Annotated in this window: 21 protein-coding genes and 1 pseudogene; 7 read left to right on the top strand and 15 right to left on the bottom strand. The window is 39.7% G+C overall.

The features are described from left to right. Window positions 1-3 precede the first annotated feature (3 nt). The 5 genes from K5Q34_RS07940 to K5Q34_RS07920 form a co-directional block, all read right to left on the bottom strand. Entirely contained in the window at window positions 4-1,305 is a 1,302-nt protein-coding gene (locus tag K5Q34_RS07940) for a PTS sugar transporter subunit IIC (RefSeq protein WP_221864812.1), read from the bottom strand. A gap of 12 nt (window positions 1,306-1,317) precedes the next feature. Next, on the bottom strand, window positions 1,318-1,623 hold the full coding sequence (locus K5Q34_RS07935; RefSeq protein ID WP_002935430.1) for a PTS sugar transporter subunit IIB: 306 nt from the start codon (window positions 1,621-1,623) through the stop codon (window positions 1,318-1,320). Window positions 1,624-1,656: 33 nt separating this feature from the next. Next, a complete protein-coding gene (locus tag K5Q34_RS07930; RefSeq protein ID WP_024376531.1) occupies window positions 1,657-1,980 on the bottom strand; it encodes a PTS lactose/cellobiose transporter subunit IIA in 324 nt (107 codons plus the stop codon). A 191-nt stretch (window positions 1,981-2,171) separates the two neighbouring features. Then, window positions 2,172-3,143 carry a sugar-binding transcriptional regulator gene (locus K5Q34_RS07925; RefSeq protein ID WP_221864811.1) on the bottom strand — a complete coding sequence of 324 codons (972 nt, stop codon included), beginning with the start codon at window positions 3,141-3,143 and terminating at the stop codon, window positions 2,172-2,174. A gap of 12 nt (window positions 3,144-3,155) precedes the next feature. Next, window positions 3,156-3,899 (bottom strand): DeoR/GlpR family DNA-binding transcription regulator, encoded by a 744-nt coding sequence (locus tag K5Q34_RS07920; RefSeq protein WP_114866534.1) that lies wholly within the window; start codon window positions 3,897-3,899, stop codon window positions 3,156-3,158. Window positions 3,900-4,030: 131 nt separating this feature from the next. On the opposite strand from K5Q34_RS07920, the gene K5Q34_RS07915 reads away from it, so the two are divergent. Next, window positions 4,031-4,807, top strand: a complete 777-nt coding sequence (locus tag K5Q34_RS07915; RefSeq protein ID WP_208546510.1) for a glycyl-radical enzyme activating protein — start codon at window positions 4,031-4,033, stop codon at window positions 4,805-4,807. A gap of 294 nt (window positions 4,808-5,101) precedes the next feature. Here K5Q34_RS07915 and K5Q34_RS07910 read toward each other — a convergent pair whose 3' ends face one another. The 4 genes and pseudogenes from K5Q34_RS07910 to K5Q34_RS07895 all read right to left on the bottom strand — a co-directional run bounded on the left by K5Q34_RS07910 (window position 5,102) and on the right by K5Q34_RS07895 (window position 7,158). Continuing rightward, entirely contained in the window at window positions 5,102-5,389 is a 288-nt protein-coding gene (locus K5Q34_RS07910; RefSeq protein ID WP_172114768.1) for a DUF1905 domain-containing protein, read from the bottom strand. An 8-nt stretch (window positions 5,390-5,397) separates the two neighbouring features. Beyond that, window positions 5,398-6,041, bottom strand: a pseudogene (locus tag K5Q34_RS07905) (DNA alkylation repair protein). Next, window positions 6,031-6,540: a GNAT family N-acetyltransferase gene (locus K5Q34_RS07900; RefSeq protein WP_172114764.1), complete on the bottom strand. Its 510-nt coding sequence runs from the start codon at window positions 6,538-6,540 to the stop codon at window positions 6,031-6,033. Before K5Q34_RS07900 ends, K5Q34_RS07905 begins: the two are co-directional and overlap by 11 nt. Then, the gene (locus K5Q34_RS07895; protein ID WP_024400873.1) at window positions 6,541-7,158 is read right to left on the bottom strand and encodes a DUF5052 family protein; all 618 of its coding nucleotides are present in this window, start codon (window positions 7,156-7,158) and stop codon (window positions 6,541-6,543) included. 267 nt (window positions 7,159-7,425) lie between these two features. Here K5Q34_RS07895 and K5Q34_RS07890 point away from each other — a divergent pair, with 267 nt between their 5' ends. After that, complete coding sequence (locus K5Q34_RS07890) at window positions 7,426-8,157, top strand: PrsW family glutamic-type intramembrane protease (protein WP_239016723.1); 732 nt, start codon at window positions 7,426-7,428, stop codon at window positions 8,155-8,157. Window positions 8,158-8,426: 269 nt separating this feature from the next. On the opposite strand, the gene K5Q34_RS07885 is transcribed toward K5Q34_RS07890, so the two are convergent. Then, the gene (locus tag K5Q34_RS07885; protein ID WP_208546509.1) at window positions 8,427-9,743 is read right to left on the bottom strand and encodes an FAD-containing oxidoreductase; all 1,317 of its coding nucleotides are present in this window, start codon (window positions 9,741-9,743) and stop codon (window positions 8,427-8,429) included. Between the two features lie 214 nt (window positions 9,744-9,957). On the opposite strand from K5Q34_RS07885, the gene K5Q34_RS07880 reads away from it, so the two are divergent. Continuing rightward, on the top strand, window positions 9,958-10,767 hold the full coding sequence (locus tag K5Q34_RS07880) for a PrsW family glutamic-type intramembrane protease (RefSeq protein ID WP_114866538.1): 810 nt from the start codon (window positions 9,958-9,960) through the stop codon (window positions 10,765-10,767). Window positions 10,768-10,810: 43 nt separating this feature from the next. Here the strand turns inward: K5Q34_RS07880 and K5Q34_RS07875 are convergent, their stop codons facing one another. Next, on the bottom strand, window positions 10,811-12,481 hold the full coding sequence (locus K5Q34_RS07875; protein ID WP_172114758.1) for a formate--tetrahydrofolate ligase: 1,671 nt from the start codon (window positions 12,479-12,481) through the stop codon (window positions 10,811-10,813). A gap of 299 nt (window positions 12,482-12,780) precedes the next feature. Between K5Q34_RS07875 and K5Q34_RS07870 the strand changes: the two genes are divergently transcribed. The 4 genes from K5Q34_RS07870 to K5Q34_RS07855 all read left to right on the top strand — a co-directional run bounded on the left by K5Q34_RS07870 (window position 12,781) and on the right by K5Q34_RS07855 (window position 16,382). Then, a complete protein-coding gene (locus K5Q34_RS07870) occupies window positions 12,781-13,476 on the top strand; it encodes a phosphopantothenate--cysteine ligase (protein WP_172114756.1) in 696 nt (231 codons plus the stop codon). Next, the gene (gene coaC, locus K5Q34_RS07865) at window positions 13,469-14,017 is read left to right on the top strand and encodes a phosphopantothenoylcysteine decarboxylase (protein WP_172114754.1); all 549 of its coding nucleotides are present in this window, start codon (window positions 13,469-13,471) and stop codon (window positions 14,015-14,017) included. The genes K5Q34_RS07870 and coaC overlap by 8 nt, the downstream gene beginning before the upstream one ends. After that, window positions 14,004-14,573, top strand: coding sequence for an ECF transporter S component (locus K5Q34_RS07860; RefSeq protein WP_014638079.1), 570 nt, complete (start codon window positions 14,004-14,006; stop codon window positions 14,571-14,573). Before coaC ends, K5Q34_RS07860 begins: the two co-directional genes overlap by 14 nt. 90 nt (window positions 14,574-14,663) lie before the next feature. Further along, a complete protein-coding gene (locus K5Q34_RS07855) occupies window positions 14,664-16,382 on the top strand; it encodes a phospho-sugar mutase (RefSeq protein ID WP_221864810.1) in 1,719 nt (572 codons plus the stop codon). 266 nt (window positions 16,383-16,648) lie between these two features. Here K5Q34_RS07855 and K5Q34_RS07850 read toward each other — a convergent pair whose 3' ends face one another. From K5Q34_RS07850 to K5Q34_RS07835, 4 genes are read right to left on the bottom strand one after another with little or no spacing between them, the layout of a single operon-like run. Continuing rightward, window positions 16,649-17,158, bottom strand: a complete 510-nt coding sequence (locus K5Q34_RS07850) for a hypothetical protein (protein ID WP_221864809.1) — start codon at window positions 17,156-17,158, stop codon at window positions 16,649-16,651. 7 nt (window positions 17,159-17,165) lie between these two features. After that, entirely contained in the window at window positions 17,166-17,675 is a 510-nt protein-coding gene (locus tag K5Q34_RS07845) for a hypothetical protein (RefSeq protein ID WP_221864808.1), read from the bottom strand. 7 nt (window positions 17,676-17,682) lie between these two features. Beyond that, entirely contained in the window at window positions 17,683-18,201 is a 519-nt protein-coding gene (locus K5Q34_RS07840) for a hypothetical protein (protein ID WP_221864807.1), read from the bottom strand. Further along, entirely contained in the window at window positions 18,198-19,070 is an 873-nt protein-coding gene (locus K5Q34_RS07835) for a hypothetical protein (RefSeq protein WP_221864806.1), read from the bottom strand. The genes K5Q34_RS07840 and K5Q34_RS07835 overlap by 4 nt, the downstream gene beginning before the upstream one ends. Window positions 19,071-19,119: the final 49 nt, after the last annotated feature.

The following is a 19,119-nucleotide window of genomic DNA, read 5'->3' as shown; positions in this document are numbered from 1 at the left end:
TGACTAAACTGTTTCTTTCATTTCACTTTCATAGGCAATCTTATCTTGGATTTTGAAGAATGGGAAATAAACAATAGTTGAGACAGCTAAAATAATGATTTGAACAACCGCACCTTGCCAACCACCCACCATAAAACCAGAAATGATTGCTGGGGTAGACCATGGTAGGGTCACACCTGAAAATGGTTGCATAAAGCCTATTGAGATTGCACCGTAGACAATGAAAGCCGCTAAGATCGGTACCAAGACAAATGGTAAGAACATAACAGGATTCATCACAATTGGAAAACCAAAGACGACTGGTTCATTAACGTTAAAGAGTGCAGGAAATGCCGCTACCTTACCAAGAGCCTTATATTGTTTTGATTTTGCGGCAAATAGCATTGCAAAAACAATACCAAAGGTAATACCTGAACCTGACATGATCAAGAAACTATCCAAGAATTGTTGGGTCACGATATGGGCACCATTTTCCAGAGACAATTTATCTGCTGCTAAAAGGGCCTTATTGGCATCGAGGTTTGACAATAGTAAAGCAGTAACGACACCATTGACAACTGACTGGCCATGTACACCAAACCACCAGAGGAAGGAAATGAAGAAAGCAATTCCAATCGCACCTGGTAATGAACCTGTCAAACCTTGTAGTGGCACTTGAATCACATCGTAAATCATTTCAATGAATGTACCACCGTTTGTCGCCATCTTGGAAACAATATAGACAATCATAGATAGCAAAAAGATGACAAAAGCTGGAATCATAGCTTCAAACTGCTTGGCAATAGCTTGCGGTACTTGTTCAGGCATCTTGATAACAATATGACGCTGAATAAAAGTCGTATAGATAGCGCCCACTACCAAACCAATAATAATCGCACCGATAATTCCTTGACCACCAAACCATACTTTTGCGATGGCATCACTGATTGGTTCTCCATCAACTGGAATATAAGATGATTTCAAGAGGATAAAGAATGAAGACAAGGACAGTACGCCCGCAGGGAGAGGCTCAACTCCACTATTTTTGGCATAAGAATAGCCGATCGCAAAACAAGAAATCACTCCCATAATTGCAAAGGTTCCGCTATAGACTTGCATAAACGGTTCAGTCCATTCCGCTCCAAATATAGAAGCTATTGCAGCATTTAAGCCTTCAAAAGGCAACTGCCCCAAAATTAAGAAAATACTACCAACTACTGTTAAAGGCAAGATAGCCAACATACCATCTTTTAGAGCGATGATCCCTTTCATATTCACAAATTTCATGATTGGGACAATAATTTTTTGTGTATCAATTTTGGACATGACCATACTCCTTTATGAAACCATGCTGAGTGCCAATTGAAGAACTTTTTTCCCGTCCAACATCCCGTAGTCTGCCATTGGAATCACGGCAATAGGGACTTGCTTTTCATCACAGAGCGCTTTTGACTTATCAAGCGTATATGCTACTTGTGGTCCCAGTAAAGCTACATCGATTTCGTCAAGGTAATCTGCAATTTTCCCTTGAGAATGCGCGTCGATTTCTACTTCGACACCTGCGTCTGCTGCTGCAATCTTCATGTTGTTTACCAACATGCCTGTAGAAAAACCAGCGGCACAAAATAGAGCGATTTTAACCATTTCGGTTTCCTCCTAAATATAATTTTTTTTGTTTTACCCAACTTTTTTTAGTTCTTTCCGCAAATCAATGATTTCTTTAATCAAATTGATTTCTGTAATAGATGTCATCAAATGGTCTTGCGAATGGACAAATAGTGCTGTAATATCAGATTTTGCTCCCCCAGCTTCCTGTGCTAAGAATTTTGTCTGCATATTGTGAGCTTCTAATAATGCTGCATCTGCCAATTCTAATTCCTCTTCTGCTCGCTCTTCTTCACCTGCTTTGACAAGCGACAAAGCTTGGTAGGCGTGACTTTTCGCATCTCCAGCATAAATAATCAATCCCATGATCAATTGATCTGCAATAATCATTTCCATTTCTTTTTCCTCCAATTTGTTTTATTTGTAAGTTATTATATTTCTTTCGTAAGTAAATCATATCATTTTTCTCTTTATAGCGTAAATATATTTATAGAACATTTTCCGTTTTAATTTATTTTTGCACTTTTGTGCATATTTTGGGATAAAAAATACTTCAACCACCTTTAAGCGATTGAAGTATTCTCTTGCTAATTTGTATGGACGTGCTCATCATTATCCAGTTCTAAAACTTTTACGATGGTTCGTTCATCTGTTACCAGATGATGAATGTAGCCAGCTCGCAATACAGCTAAAATGGCTTGGGCTTTTTCCTCCCCATATGCAAGAGCTATGGTATCTGGAACTTCTTTTAAATCATCTAAAGAGATGGCAATGGTCCTCTTTTGCAGATCCTCAACGACAGCTTGACCGTATTGATTCAGACCACGACAGCAGGTTTCACCGACTGCACCTTCATCTGACAAGGCTTTAAAATCATCTGTCGTCAACATGTCTAACCATTGACGATTTTTTTCATCGACTCGGCCGCCAATACCGATTGCTGCTACATCTAAGTCCTTCCAGTCAGCACGTAGCTCCTCGAAATATTTAGAAGAAAGAATACCTTGAGCGAGTTCTTGATTCTCCTGGATAATCGTCGCATTGATAAAACTACATTCTCCACGAAATTTATTGGCCATATCGTAAATCAGAGTATTCACATGATAACGTGCGTGGATATGACTTGGACCGCCAGCTATTGGAACAAATTTGACAGCTTTCATACGATGATTCCCTATCTTATCTACAATAAGACTGAGGCTTCTCCCCCATGAAAAACCAACTTTCTTTCCATCATCAATTAGATTGGTAAGCATATCGGCTGCAGCCTGTGCCAGACGATTTTCTAAATCAAGCTGGTCCTCATCGGTGCTGTTTTCAACCAGTTCTAAACCTTTTAATCCATATTTTTCTTGAACATATTTTTCAAGTCGGTATAGGCGTCTATCAAAATCTTGAATTTCTATTTTTACAATGCCTTCTGACTTAGCCTTGGTCAACATTCTACTGACTGTCGTTCTATAAATTCCTGTCTCAGCAGCAATCTCAGCTTGGCTTTTCCCCTCTTCGTAATAAAGATAGGCTATTTTTGCCAACTGCCTTCTTTTTTCTTGCTTCATACTGCCCCCAACCTAAACTAGCCTTACTGTGACTCTAGCATTTTCTAATTCTTTGACAAGATCTTCAGAAATCGACGTATCTGTAATGACCTGAGCAACTTGACTTAAACCAAATCTGCGAACTGTCCCTCGTTTTGTAAATTTACTAGAATCTGTTAGCACAATCATGTTTTCAGCAACGTCAGACATGTACTGTACTACTTCGCTTCGCATTAAGTTTTTACCTGTAAAACCATGCTCACTATCATAGCCATCAGTTCCTACAAAAGCCTTATCAACATGGAAAAACTGAATCATTTTATGTAAGAGCGGCCCAACTGTTACTTGGGAATCTTTTTGAAACTCACCACCCAATAAAATAATCTGACAGCTATCATATTGTCGCACATAATTGGCTATAAAATAAGAATTTGTTATGATGGTCACATTTCTCTTGGTTTTGCAAATTTCTTCTGCCAAGAGAGCACAAGTTGAGCCAGACTCTATCATAATCGTTTCATTGTCGGCAATAAGATTTGCTGCTTCTTTTGCAATTCGTTTTTTTACGTCATAGCGAAAGGACATTCGAATATTGAGGTCATCGCCACTATTTAGAACAGCATAGCCGTGTTCTCTACGTAATAAACCTTTTGATTCTAACTTATCCAAATCTTTACGGATGGTTACCTTAGAAACCTCCAGTTGCTCCGCCAAACTATTGACATCTATTTTTTCATGTTGTGATACCAGTTGTATAATTTTATCTAATCGTTCCATTTCATCACCTCATCATTATTCTATCAAATTTTGACTCTTTTTCAACTATTTGCAACTTTTTAACTTACGTTCGTAATTGTAAAACTTTCTTTTGTGTGATAAAATCAAATTAATCGAAAAGGAGAAAGAGCATGAATACACGAAAAGGCATTATTTTTAACATTCAACATTTTTCGCTCCATGACGGTCCTGGTATACGTACGACGGTTTTCTTGAAAGGCTGCCCCCTACGTTGTCCTTGGTGTGCAAATCCAGAATCTCAAAAACGAAAACCTGAACCCATGCTTGATGCTGTTAGTAAAAAAATGACCATCATGGGAGAAGAAAAATCTGTTGATGACATCATATCCGAAGTCATGAAAGACATTGATTTTTATGAAGAATCTGGTGGTGGGCTCACGCTGTCTGGCGGAGAAATTTTTGCCCAATATGAGTTTGCGAAAGCTATTCTTATGGAGGCAAAAAAATACGGCCTTCATACCGCTATTGAAACCACCGCTTTCGTAGAACACCGCAAATTTGTTGACCTTATCCAATACGTTGACTTTATCTATACTGATTTAAAACATTACAATACAATTTCTCATCGAAAAGTCACCGGCGTCAACAATAACCTTATCATACAAAATATCCAATACGCCTTTTCCATCGGGAAAGAAATCGTCCTACGGATCCCTGTTATCCCTGACTTTAATAATTCCCTCGAAGATGCTGAACAATTCGCCTGTCTCTTTAATCAACTCAAGATTGACAAAGTCCAACTACTCCCCTTCCATCAATTTGGAGAAAATAAGTATAAGCTTCTCAATCGAACCTATACTATGACCAATGTCAAGGCTCTCCATCCAGAAGATTTAAAAGACTATCAAGCAATCTTCATCAAACATAATATCAACTGCTATTTCTAACTTTGAGAAATACAAAAACTTCCTCGGCTGAGCCAATAACATTCCTATAGAAATACATACTGAAATATGCTTCCGATAGATTATCTGAAGCATATTAGTATGCAAAAAAAGCCCACCTCAAGGGTGGGCAAGGGCATCGTTTCCGATGAGAATAGAAGGTTCACACAACTATTCAAGGTCCGCTCCTGCGTTTCAATTAAATGAAGACCTCCCTAGCGTCGAAAGTGACAAAGTCACTACTCGGCTCATCGCATGAATCTATTCTACCATAATTTCAAGGATTTGCAAGCCTGATTACTCCATTCGTTCTTGAATGGTTACTTGTACTCTATCACCAGCCTGTTTTCCAATAGCCGCTCGAATAGCTTTTTGTATACCAATAATGTAACAGATAGTGCCTGCTTCATCCTTTACTCCCATATTGACAATGGAGCCATCATAGGGTTGACCATCAAATCTGGCATGAACTTTTACTCTCCCCTTGCCAAACTCTTCTCGTATATCATAGGGAAAGATGACATAGGCTCCACCCTTGTCCGGTACGGGATGAATGACTGCTTCAAATTCATAAACTTTAGACATGGCTCCTCCTAGATGTATTTACTTGCCTCACGAATGGACAAACCTGCCATTTGGGAACTATATTTGTCAAGGAAAGCCCGCACCCAGTCAGGATTGGTCTTAGAATAATCCCGCAAACTCCAGCCAATCGCCTTATTGATGAAAAATTCTGTCTGATTGAGATTATTGATCAGGATTTTCTCCAACAGTTCCATATCCGTCTTTTCTTTTTGCAATAACTGGTGGTCAATGGCAATCCGTCTCAACCAGAAATCATCATCCAAACTCCATTCCAAGATTGTCTGCTTGGCCTCTGGATTGTCCAACACAATCTTACCGACTAGTTTTCAATACTATCCCACCAAGACTTACTTTGAGCCAGTTTTTTCAAACGGGTTAAATCAGCTAGAACCAAGTCTTTTTTCTTGGTCACTAGGTAATCAATGGCGATATATTGAAATTCACGATAGGGCTTAGACCAGCAAGCCTCTACAAAGTCCCAGTCAATTCCCTGAGCCTTAAAATCTTTGAAAAATTGCCTAGCAACTGTTCGGCGATCAGGTGTCCGAACACCTAGAAAGTCAAAGTGATTCTTCATATAGGCTTTCATGGGTTGAGCTTGACTGGCATCCGCCACAGCCAACAAGCGTTTTTCTAATTCTTCAATCTTCATTTTGCTTACCTACAAGAGATTTTTGAAGCCAAACAATATCATGCCATGTATCAAATTTATAACCAACTTTTTTGAAATGAGCTACCTGTTCATAGCCCCTCTTCTCATGGAGTGCTATAGAGGCTGGGTTTGGTAGGGCAATGCAGGCTAAGAAATTTTTAAAACCACGCGCTATCAGTTCCCTTTCCAAAGCATTGTAGAGAAGAGTTCCAATTCCTTTTCCACGTGCTTCTTGCTGGATATAGACAGATAATTCCACCGTCCAGTCATAGGCAGCTCGGGCATAGTAGGTTGAAGCATAGGCATAACCAACAAGAGTGCCCTCTTCAACTGCGACCAGATAGGGAAACTTCTCCAAGGTCTTTTCAATTCGACTTGCAAAGGCTTCGACAGTCGGCACTTCTGTTTCAAAGGTAATAGCGGTCTTTTCTACATAAGGAGCATAAAGAGACACAAGGTCTGCAGCATCCTCTATCCTTGCGGAACGAATGTCTATCATCTAGTTCTCCAATAATTCTCTATCATAAATGGTATAATCACAGCGATAGATAATTAACCGTTTGCCATCAATCAAGAGTTCAGAAGTCTTAGGTGCATCAGATGCATAAAGAGACACTTTATCACCTACATAAGTAGCAAGCGGTGTTCCGTTTTGCGAACGAATCAAAACCACCTTTGCCTTACCTGTAAAATCATTTTTGAGACTAGATACCATACGGTTAACAAGCGGAATTGCACGATCGTAATTTGCAATATCTACTGTGGTCTGATATTTCGCATACAAGTCTTCCAAACCTTCTTCTGCTGCAATCAAAGATGAGCCTACGTGGTCAATTTCGTAATTCCCAAGTGTCACCTTCAAGACCGACGAATCCGCATTGGAATAGCCTTCGGCATCCACCGAGTCAAATTCCTGATTCCGCGAAATCGATAGGGACTTACCAGACATTTCATCTATCAATTGAGAATTTTCATCGTATGTCCGTACCGTCATCTCCAAACCAATCCATTCTTCCTTGGTATTTTTCCACCAGTTAGAAATTGACTGACAGGCAGACAAACTAACAAGGCTCAAACCAAGAACAACAGATAACATGATTTTCTTTTGCAATTTCATATAATAGTCCTCCAACATATTTTACTTATTATATCATGGAATCCAAAAACCGAGAAAAAATAGATAGACCTGAGATAATAAAAAGATGGCTATGATAAACTATAGCACGGTAGGGATAACTGACATCTACTAAATTAATATAAAGGAAGTCATTTTATGAAACAATTCTGTGCTAAACACAAAATGAAGCTACTTATTTTTTTAGCCGTTTGGAGTTTTTTCTCTGGCTGTAAAGTTCTTCTTACCTTTTTTGGGAAACCGGATGGAATGGACGGAAAATATCCTCTCTTCTTTCTAACTATTTCCTTAGTTGCACTTTATGTCCTCCCTATGATTCTTATCATTCGTTATGTAGCGAAACGTTTTGATATTTCTAAAAAAGTTATCCATCTCAGTTGGATTTTGGGTATAACAGCTAGTTTTTACTTCTCTGGTATTGGTCAAACACTTTTAGGAGCTTTTTGGTTATTCATCATCAAACCACCTCAAACATTTATTCAAAACTGGGGAGCAGCTGTCACCGCCCCCTTCCATGAAGAATTTGGTAAGGGCCTAGTTGTACTACTCGTACTCCTCTTGCTCAAAAAACTTACTCTAAAAAATGCCGTAGTCAGCGGTATGATTGTAGGTTTGAGTTTCCAGATTATTGAAGACGGCCTCTATGTCTTCCAACAAATCTTTAAATCTAAAGCAGATGGCTTCGCCACTCTTATCGAACGTATGCTTCACGCTGGCGGAACTCACTGGGCCTTCTCCCTTGCATTCGCAGTCGGTTTGGTCGCTCTCGTCTCAAAAAATAGTGGCATATCTAAAAAACAAGGACTTTTCTGGATGCTGATGGCTGTCTTAGCACACTTTTTCTTGAATACTCCATTCAACGAAGGACTAACATCTGACTCTGGTGAAATAACCGTTCTCATGCTCTGCTTTAGTTTCTGCGTGGCACTTGCTGCATTTTTCAAAGTAGACCAAATTGAAACGACTCAGCACCACCAGTAACACATACTAAAACAAGCCTGCATTGACAGGCTTTTATTATGTTATAAACCACGTATTCGAAATGGTTGTTGATTCATCAATATCTATTACCGATCTTTATCCCATTCCAATCTGTCCAAGAAATCGCAGATAATTATAAAAAACCGCCCCTTACAGGCGGTCACGATTCATCAAAGAAAAATGGTCACTCGATGATCTTGATACTAGTCTAGGAAACGAAGCCGCAGATTATACTTGAGTATATGCAGACAGCTTCCCTCCCTAAAGTATTAAAAATTAAAAACATCATTCAAATTCTCAGCCATAGTCGGATGGGTGAAAATCTGCGTCTTGAAGTAGGTATAAGGAATCTTATTGTCAATGGCCATAGTAATCAAGTTAATCAACTCTTCTGAATTACGACCAAATAGTGTTGCACCCAGAACAAGCTTCGTTTCCTTATCTACGATAACCTTGAAAATGCCTTTGAGATCATTATTGACATGGGCACGTGGCATATTGGCAACAGGCAGTTCATTGGCAATGTAGTCGTAGCCTGCTTCCTTGGCTTCCTTCTCGGTCAGACCAACACGAGAAAGCACAGGCGTGATAAAGACGCTGGTTGGAATAGACTTACGTTGGCTCAAGCTATAAGTTCCTGTTCCAGTCAACTTGCCAAAGACGATACGGAAGTCGTCTAGGGATGTGTAAGTGAATTGTGGACCGCCATTGACATCACCTACTGCATAGACACCTGGAACGGTCGTTTCGCAGTAGTCATCCACCTTAACAGCACCATTTTCCAAAAGCTCAATCGCCGTATTTTCCAAGCCCAAGTCAGCAGTGTTTGGCACACGACCTGTCGCATAGAGGACAGCATCAAAGACTGCCGTTTCGCCATTAACCGTCACAGCAACTTGCTCGCCCGCAGCTGCTACTTGCTCGATTTTCGCACCCAAGACGAAGGTCACGCCAGCTTCTTCCATATACTCCTTGGCTAACTTAGCAACTACTTCCTCTTCCCTTGGTAAAATAGCAGAGCTGGCTTCATATACCGTCACCTGGCTACCGAGTTTGCTGTAGAGTCCAGCAAATTCCAGACCGATGTTACCACCGCCGATAATAGCCAACTTATCAGGACGAGTTTCCAAGTTCTGAATACCTGTACTATCATACACGTGAGCTGTATCCAACAAACCTGGAATTGGTAGCACGCGCGACTTAGCACCTGTATTGATGACAATCGTTTCCGCAGTCAACTGAAGGCTTTCTTCTCCAGCAGATACCTCTACAACCTTGTCCGCCACAAAACGCGCATGTCCTTGATACAAACTAGCACCGCTACCTTTCAAGACTGCTTCGTTTTTGTTCCGCAAGCGAGTAGTGACGGTCTCTTTTTGTTCCATGACCTGCTCGAAAGTCCAGTTTTTATCTGCAGCTACCAAGAGAGTCTTGGTTGGAATACAGCCGATATTGATACAAGTCCCGCCAAACATAGCAGGATTTTCCTCTACTAAGGCAACTTTCTTCCCAGCTGCTGACAGCTTACCTGCCAAGGTCTTACCAGCCTTTCCAAAACCAATGACTACTAAATCATATTGTTCCATAAAATACTCCTTTCATTTTTTCAACATTAGTCTATCAAAAAAGAAAATTTTTGGCACAATTCTGCTACGGCCTATTATGGAGTCCTAGTTGCAGGAAAAACATTACAACAACTGAGAAGACTTAGATAAAAAATAGGTAGATTATAGACAAAACGTACTCATTTTTGATACAATGTATCTATACACTAGTTTATTAATACAGAAAGGTCAAACTATGAAAGAAAAATTTCAAATGTGTAAAACCTATCTTCCAGTCGTCTTAGCAACGATTGGATTTGTCAACGGTTGCAAAATTATCTTTGGAGAATTCGGTAAGCCAAATGGTATGGAGGCTAAATATCCTCTCTTTCTCCTCACAATTTCCTTGGTCGCTATTTACATCATCCCCCTACTAATACTGACATATTCCTTAGCTAAACGCTATAACATCTCAAAACAAGTTATAGGTCTTAGCTGGCTTTTAGGCTTAACAAGTAGCATCTCGTTTTCTGAACTTGGACATACAGCTATTGGATATTTCCTACTCGAAATTGTTAAAGCTAGTGATAATTTCCTAAATGACTGGGGCGCAGCTATTTCAGGTCCATTGGCAGAAGAAATCGGTAAAGGGCTAACTGTTCTACTTGTACTGCTTATTTGTAGAAAAATGACACTAAAAAATGCATTGGTAAGCGGAGTGATTGTTGGATTAGGTTTCCAAATCGTGGAAGACATCACCTTTGTTTTTAGAGATATGTTCATGAATAAGTTAGACGGCTTTGAAACCATTCTTGAACGCGTTGGTCAAGCTGGTTGGGCCCATTGGGTTTTCACGCTTCTCTTCGCCATTGGTTTAGTAGCCCTTCTCACGAAAAATACAGGCATATCAAAAGCACAGGGAGTATTTTGGATTGGTGCAAGCTTTGGAATCCATTTCCTCTTTAATTCACCATTCAACACTGGTATCTTCCAGACGGTGTTTCCTATCTTGAGTATTTTACTTGGCTTACTTGCCTATCAAACGGTTGAGAAACTATCTGAATAGACAAAAAATCCGCCTTTGAGCGGATTTTTTATATTCATTCTTGTTAGAACAAGCCGATAGCCGTCCCGTCTGCTGCCACATCCATGTTGAGAGCTGCGGGAGCTTTTGGCAAACCGGGCATGGTCATGACATCTCCAGTCAAGGCAACGATAAAGCCTGCACCTAATTTTGGCACAAATTCACGGACTGTAATGTCAAATCCTGTTGGTGCACCGAGGGCAAACTGATCATCTGAGAAGCTGTATTGGGTCTTGGCCATGCAGACTGGCAACTTATCCCAGCCATTCTTAGCAAATTCAGCCAGCTGGTTACGAGCCTTCTTCTCAAAGACAACGCCTGTACCACCGTAGATTTGCGTAACAATCTTGGTCACTTTCTCTTCCAAGCTATCCTCAGCCTTATAGAGGCGTTGGTAGTTTGCTGCTTGGTTATCAATAGTAGCAACAACTGTTTCAGCCAGTTCAACACCACCATCAGCGCCATTTGCCCAAACACTTGCCAACTCGACAGGTACGCCAATTTCAGCACAAAGTTCTTTCAAAGCTGCAATTTCATCAGCTGTATCTGAGACGAATTCGTTGATAGCAACCACCGCTGGAATACCGTACTTCTGGATATTTTCAACGTGACGCTTCAAGTTAGAAAAACCAGCTTTGACTGCCTCTACATTTTCAGTAGAAAGTTCTGTCTTAGCTACACCACCGTGCATTTTAAGCGCACGCAGGGTCGCTACAATCACCACAGCATCAGGAGCCTTAGGCAAGTTCGGCACCTTAATATCAAGGAACTTCTCTGCTCCAAGGTCAGCCCCGAAGCCTGCTTCTGTGACGGTATAGTCGGCCAATCGCAGAGCGGTTGTTGTTGCCAGGACTGAGTTGCAGCCGTGGGCAATGTTAGCAAATGGACCACCATGAACAAAGGCTGGCGTGCCATAGATGGTTTGGACAAGGTTTGGTTTAATAGCGTCCTTCAAAATAAGGGTCAAAGCACCTTCCACCGCCAAATCACGCACGTAGACAGGACTGCGATCGAAACGATAACCGATAACAATATTTGCCAAACGTTCTTTCAAGTCATTGATGTCCGTCGCCAAGCACAAAATCGCCATGATTTCAGAAGCTACGGTAATATCGAATCCATCTTCACGCGGAATACCATTGAGCGGACCACCCAAGCCAACTGTTACCTTACGAAGGGCACGATCGTTGAGGTCCACAACACGTTTCCAGATAATACGACGTTGATCAATCCCAATCACATTCCCCTGATGGATATGGTTATCAATCAAGGCTGAAAGGGCATTGTTTGCTGTGGTAATGGCGTGCATATCCCCTGTAAAATGCAAATTGATGTCTTCCATTGGCAAGACCTGAGCATAGCCACCACCTGCAGCTCCACCTTTAATCCCCATGACAGGTCCCAAAGAAGGCTCACGAAGGGCAATCATAGTTTTCTTGCCAATTTTAGAAAGAGCATCTGCCAAACCGATAGTAATAGTCGACTTACCTTCACCAGCTGGCGTTGGGTTGATAGCTGTTACTAAAATCAACTTACCAGGCGCATTTCCCTTGACGGCATTGATTTTATCGAAAGACAATTTTGCCTTGTATTTTCCATAAAGTTCAATATCATCAAAGCTGATACCAACTTTTTCAACGATTTCTGTGATTGGTTTCAAGGTTACACTTTGTGCAATTTCAATATCTGTTTTCATGAGAGCTCCTAATTTCCTTATTTTTTATGGACATTATACCATACCACAACTTATTTTCGCATATTTTTTACTATTTATTCACTAACGTACGGAATTTTCAGAAAAACTACAGGTTCCCTTACTTAAACAGATACAAATTTTTAAAAACTGTATTCTCATCATATCATAGCTCTATACTTCCGTCTAAGACTAATCCTTATATTTTTTATTAGTGTTATCATTTTCCAGTGTCACAGATTTATTAGCAAATGAGTTAGTGCAAACTTTACGAAAAATAGAAATTCTAGTAAAATATGAACATGAAACTATTGATTACATCAGGCGGAACAAGCGAAGCTATCGATCAAGTCCGCGCTATTACAAACCATGCTTCTGGACATCTTGGAAAAATCATTGCCGAACAAGCCTTGAAACGTGGTCATGAAGTTACTCTTGTGACTACAAGACAGGCTGTCAAACCAAATTCTCAGAAGAATTTAACCATTATCGAAATCACAAATGTTGATAGTTTGAAAGAAACATTAGAACCTTTAGTCAAAACCCATCAGGCCCTGATTCATAGCATGGCTGTATCTGATTATACACCTGTTTATATGACTGGTTTAGATGAACTAAGAGCAACTGAAGACATCTCTAGTCTACTAAAAAAACAGAATACAGAAAGCAAGATTTCATCCAAGGATGACTACCAAGTTCTTTTCTTGAAAAAAACTCCCAAGGTCATTTCCTATGTAAAAACATGGAATCCAGCTATCACACTCTTTGGCTTCAAACTATTGGTTAATGTTCCTAAGGAGGAATTATTTGCCGTAGCTCGCCAAAGCATTGAACGAAATGGCGCTGATTATATACTTGCTAATGACTTGAAGGACATTGGAGAAAATCAACACATTGCCTATTTAGTTGATAAAACAAGGGAAATTCAAGCACAGACAAAAGATGAAATTGCTCAGCTCATTTTAAATACCCTAGAAAAAGGAGAAAAAAATGGCTAATATCACACTTGCCGTTACTGGCTCTATTTCAGCCTATAAAGCAGCTGACCTAACCAGTCAATTGACCAAGCTCGGTCATCAGATTACAGTCCTCATGAGTCGCTCTGCTATGGACTTCATCACACCTTTGACTCTCCAATCCTTATCAAAAAATCTGGTTCATACAGATGTCATGATCGAAGAAAATCCTACTCTTATCAAGCATATCGATATTGCCAAAGAAACAGACTTATTTTTAGTTGCCCCTGCTTCTGCCAATACGATAGCTAAATTAGCTAATGGTATGGCTGACAACATTATTACTGCAACAGCTCTGGCTCTGCCAATTGGTACCAAAAAACTGCTGGCACCTGCTATGAATACTAACATGTACCTCAATCCTGCTACCCAGAAAAATATCAAAACCCTCATAGAGTATGGTTTTGAGGAAATCAAACCGCGTGAAGCTCTGCTTGCTTGCGGCGACTTTGGTACAGGCGCTCTGGCCGAGGTTGATGTGATTCTTAATAAAGTAATGGAGGTTCTAAATGAAAACAAATAAATCCAGGGATGTTGCGACTCTTGCAATATTTCTAACAATCATGATTGTCATTGAAGTGGTCAGTCAGATGATTTTTGCTAATTTTATCTTGCCAATAAAACCGACTATTACCCATATTCCCATCATCATCGCTTCCATTCTTTACGGTCCACGCTTAGGGGCACAACTGGGTGGTTTTATGGGAATAATGAGTATCATCCGCAATAGCATAATCCTTTCACCGATGAGTTATGTTTTCTCTCCTTTCGTAGAACATGGAAACTTCAATTCTATCCTGATTGCCTTAGTTCCACGTATTTTAATCGGAGTTACACCATATTTTGTTTACAAATTGATGAAAAACAAAAAGGGGCTTCTACTAGCAGGTCTTACTGGTACCTTGACAAATACAATTTTTGTCTTGACTGGTATCTTCTTCCTATTTTCTAATGTATATGCTGGGGATATAAAATTGTTACTAGCTAGTATCGTCTCATTCAATTCTATTGCAGAATTAACCATCTCCGGTCTCTTAACCATAGCTATCGTTCCAGTTTTACAGAAAGTTCAAAAATAAATATCAGAAAATCACGTGAAAGCGTGATTTTTCTTTTCAAACATGGTATAATGAAAGCGTTTAATATAAAAATTTTTAAGGAGATATGAGATGACTTATCAAGAAACCTATCAAACATGGCTCGACTTTGCGGACCTTCCAGATTACTTGCGTGAAGAATTAGTCGCAATGGATGAAAAAACAAAAGAAGATGCCTTCTATACAAATCTTGAATTTGGTACAGCTGGTATGCGTGGTTATATTGGCGCTGGTACCAACCGCATCAACGTATTCGTAGTTCGTCAAGCTACTGAAGGTTTGGCAAAATTGGTAGAATCAAAAGGTGAAGAAGCTAAAAAACGTGGTGTTGCCATCGCTTACGACTCACGTCACTTCTCGCCAGAATTTGCCTTTGAATCAGCTCAAGTTTTGGCAGCGCATGGTATCAAATCTTATGTATTTGAAAGCCTTCGTCCAACTCCTGAGTTGTCATTTGCAGTTCGTCATTACAATGCCATCGCAGGTATCATGGTGACTGCTAGCCACAACCCGAAAGAATTCAACGGCTACAAGGTTTACGGTGAAGACGGCGGACAAATGCCACCAGCTGATGCAGATGCATTGACCAACTTCATCCGTGCCATTGACAATCCATTTGCAGTTGAATTGGCCGACCTTGAAGCTAGCAAGGAAAATGGCTTGATTACAGTTCTTGGCGAAGAAACTGACCTTAAATATCTTGAAGAACTCAAAGACCTCAACATCAACCCTGAATTGATTACTGAATACGGTAAAGACATGAAGATTGTCTACACACCACTTCATGGTACGGGTGAAATGTTGGCTCGTCGTGCCCTTGCACAGGCTGGTTTTGAGTCTGTCCAAGTTGTTGAAGCACAGGCAACTGCTGACCCTGACTTCTCTACTGTCGCTTCACCAAACCCAGAAAGCCAAGCTGCATTTGCCCTTGCGGAAGAATTGGGCCGTGAAGTCGGTGCAGATGTCCTTCTTGCAACTGACCCTGACGCTGACCGTGTTGGTGTTGAAGTTCGTCAAGCTGACGGTTCATACTGGAACCTTTCTGGTAACCAAATCGGCGCTATCATTGCTAAATACATCCTTGAAGCCCACAAGCAAGCAGGCACACTTCCTGCAAACGCTGCCCTTGCTAAGTCAATCGTATCCACTGAGTTGGTAACTAAGATTGCTGAAAGCTACGGTGCTACCATGTTCAACGTCTTGACTGGTTTCAAATTCATCGCTGAGAAAATCCAAGAGTTCGAAGAAAAACACAACCATACTTACATGTTTGGTTTTGAAGAAAGCTTTGGTTACTTGATCAAACCATTTGTACGTGACAAGGATGCTATCCAGGCTGTGCTTATGGTTGCTGAAATTGCTGCCTACTACCGTTCACGTGGCATGACCTTGGCTGACGGTATCGATGAAATCTTCAAAGAATATGGCTACTTTGCTGAGAAAACAATCTCTGTTACTCTTTCTGGTAAAGACGGTGCAGAACAAATCAAGGCAATCATGGCTAAATTCCGCGATAACTCACCAGCACAATTCAACGCAACAGACATCGCGGTCTTTGAAGACTTTGCCCTTCAAACTAAGACAGACAAAGATGGAAACGTTGAAAAACTCACTACTCCTCCATCAGATGTCTTGAAATACACCTTGGCAGATGATTCTTGGTTTGCCGTTCGTCCTTCAGGAACAGAACCAAAAATCAAATTCTACATCGCAACAGTTGGTGAAACACTTGCCGAGGCGGAAGAAAAAATCGCCAACATCGAAAAAGAAATCAACGAGTTTGTTGGGTAATCATTTAAAACCAAAAAGAGTCGCTTTCGCGGCTCTTTTCTTTCTTAACTATGCATATAGATTTTCTCGAACATAAATATACAAATATATAAATGATACAGATAATACCAAATTTTCAAAACTTGTAAAGTAGTTATACAAGAATAACAGAGGTTACATTTTATCTAATTAGAGAAAATGGGTACTTCTCCTACGGAATCCCCCAAAGCAGGAGGCTTAGGAAGGTTAGGATAAGTGCAACAATTATTTTCTTTTTCATAGATAGCTTATTCATTAAACTGTTTATAGTATTTGTCGTTAAATAGTTTTTGAAGGTTGATTTTAGGTTTAGGTTGCACTTCTAGGATAGGAGGTAGGATTTTATCGAGGAGTAATTCCGCCTCTTTTTGATATTGTGAATCATATTTTTTTTTGTCTATATCGTCAGTGTAATAAAAAGAATAACTACCGAAATTATTGAAAATATATTTTTTATTTTCTGTATAATTCCAAATACGAATGTAGGGACCATTACTTAATATTATAGAATTATCTAGTAAAATTGTACTATTCCCATCAAGGTCGTAGGATAAGTTATTTGTAGTAGGTTTCTCTATATCATTTAGATACTTTAATACAATGACCATTTCTGGATTCGTCCCCTCTTTCCGAGGCATGTGCTGGACATAGTACCCTGCATAGTGTGATAGATTATATGCGATATACAGCTTTCCAATCCCCCAAAGCAGGAGGCTTAGGAAGGTTAGGATAAGGGCAACAAGTAATTTCTTTTTCATAGATAGCTTATTCATTAAATTGTTTGTAGTACTTCTCATTAAATAGTTTTTGAAGGTTGATTTTAGGCTTAGGTTGCGCTTCTAGGATAGGAGGTAGGATTTTATCAAGAAGTAATTCCGCCTCTTTTTGATATTGTGTGTCAGAAGTTGTATTGTTGATATCATCAGTGTAATAATAAGAAAAATTACCTACTTTGTTGAAAACATATTTCTTATTCTCAGTATGATTCCAAAGATGAATATCTATTCTTTGACTTAATATTAATGACTTGTCCAATAAAATTGCACCATTCCCATCAAGGTCGTAGGACAAGTTATTGGTCAAAGGTCTTTCAATACTGTCCAGATGAGTTAAAATGATTACTAATTCTGGATTCGTCCCCTCTTTCCGAGGTATGTGCTGGACATAGTACCCTGCATAGTGAGAGAGATTATATGCGATATACAGCTTTCCAATCCCCAAAATCAGGAGGCTTAGGAAGGTTAGGATAAGGGCAACAATTATTTTCTTTTTCATAGATAATTTATTCATTAAACTGTTTGTAGTATTTGTCGTTAAATAGTTTTTGAAGGTTGATTTTAGGTTTAGGTTGCGCTTCTAGGATAGGAGGTAGGATTTTATCAAGAAGTTTTTTGGCTTCTAGCTCCTTGGATTTACTTTTATCCTTTTCTTGAAAATTAAGATTTTTGACATGATAGAGAAATGATCCATTTTTGACATCTAATATATAATTTTCACTACCTTCTGTTGGATATAAATTAAACATATCTGTCATGTAAGAAAGAATTGATTGATTATCTACAATAACTGCGCCATTTCCATCAAGGTCGTAGGACAAGTTATTGGTCAAAGGTCTTTCAATACTGTCCAAATGAGTTAAAATGATGACTAATTCTGGGTTCGTCCCCTCTTTCCGAGGCAACTGTTGGACATAGTACCCTGCATAGTGTGATAGATTATATGCGATATACAGTTTTCCAATCCCCCAAAGCAAGAGGCTTAGGAAGGTTAGGATAAGGGCAGCAAGTAATTTCTTTTTCATCTTCTTTTTCCTTTAGATTTTGGGTTGGGTTTTGGTCTAGCCTTTGGTTTAGCAGTTGGTTTGGGTTTCGGTCTAGCCTTTGGTTTAGCAGTTGGTTTGGGTTTCGGACTTGCGTTGCGTTTTGCAGTTGGTTTGGGTTTCGGACTTGCTTTGCGTTTAGCAGTTGGTTTGGGTTTCGGACTTGCGTTGCGTTTTGCAGTAGTTTTTGGTTTTGGACTTGCTTTGCGTTTTGCAATTGGTTTGGGCTTGGGACTTGTTTTGCGTTTTGCAGTTGGTTTGGGTTTTGGACTAGCCTTAGGTTTAGCAGAAGCTTTTGGCTTTGGAGAAACCTTCGAGTTTCCTGTCAGTTTCTGAAGCATTCTAGTTATAGGTCTTGTAATGTTACGACCAATCTTACTGAAAGATTTTGAAACTTTTATGGGAGATTTTTTAGCTGGTTTTGAGGTAGATCCTTTCTTCTTGGATGAGATAAATTCCATAAATTTATTGAATTGTTTTTTTCCTGATTTTAAAATATTTTTTCCTGTTTTGACAAGTGAATTAGATGTATCTTTAATCTTGTTTACAACTTTTTTTCCTATTTTGACAATCGGGGACACAATAGCTTTAACCTTGTTTACAGCTTTTTCAATATAGATACTAGAAATATCCTTGATAGCTTCAAATGGTTTTTGACGCCATCTGTCAAAGGTGCCTCCTAGCGCTACCTTATCTGTGATAGCAAGGTTTTGAGCAATATCCTTTGGTTTCCGCTTATTCAATAAAGCATAGCCAAGGGCTAGTACTCCCCCCATGGTCAGGCTCGCCTCAATCATATCAAGTGCCGCTTTTTCTCCTGCTTTTTTTGTATTCTTGTCATAGCTTTCCAAAAACAGTTTCTGCCGTTTTTCATTTAAATCACTCTGACCATAGTAAGCT

It is taken from the genome of Streptococcus sp. 2018110, assembly GCF_019754115.1.
Lineage (GTDB): Bacteria > Bacillota > Bacilli > Lactobacillales > Streptococcaceae > Streptococcus > Streptococcus hashimotonensis.
Note: the sequence above shows the minus strand (reverse complement) of the source record. Positions and strands in the feature narration are given on the sequence as shown.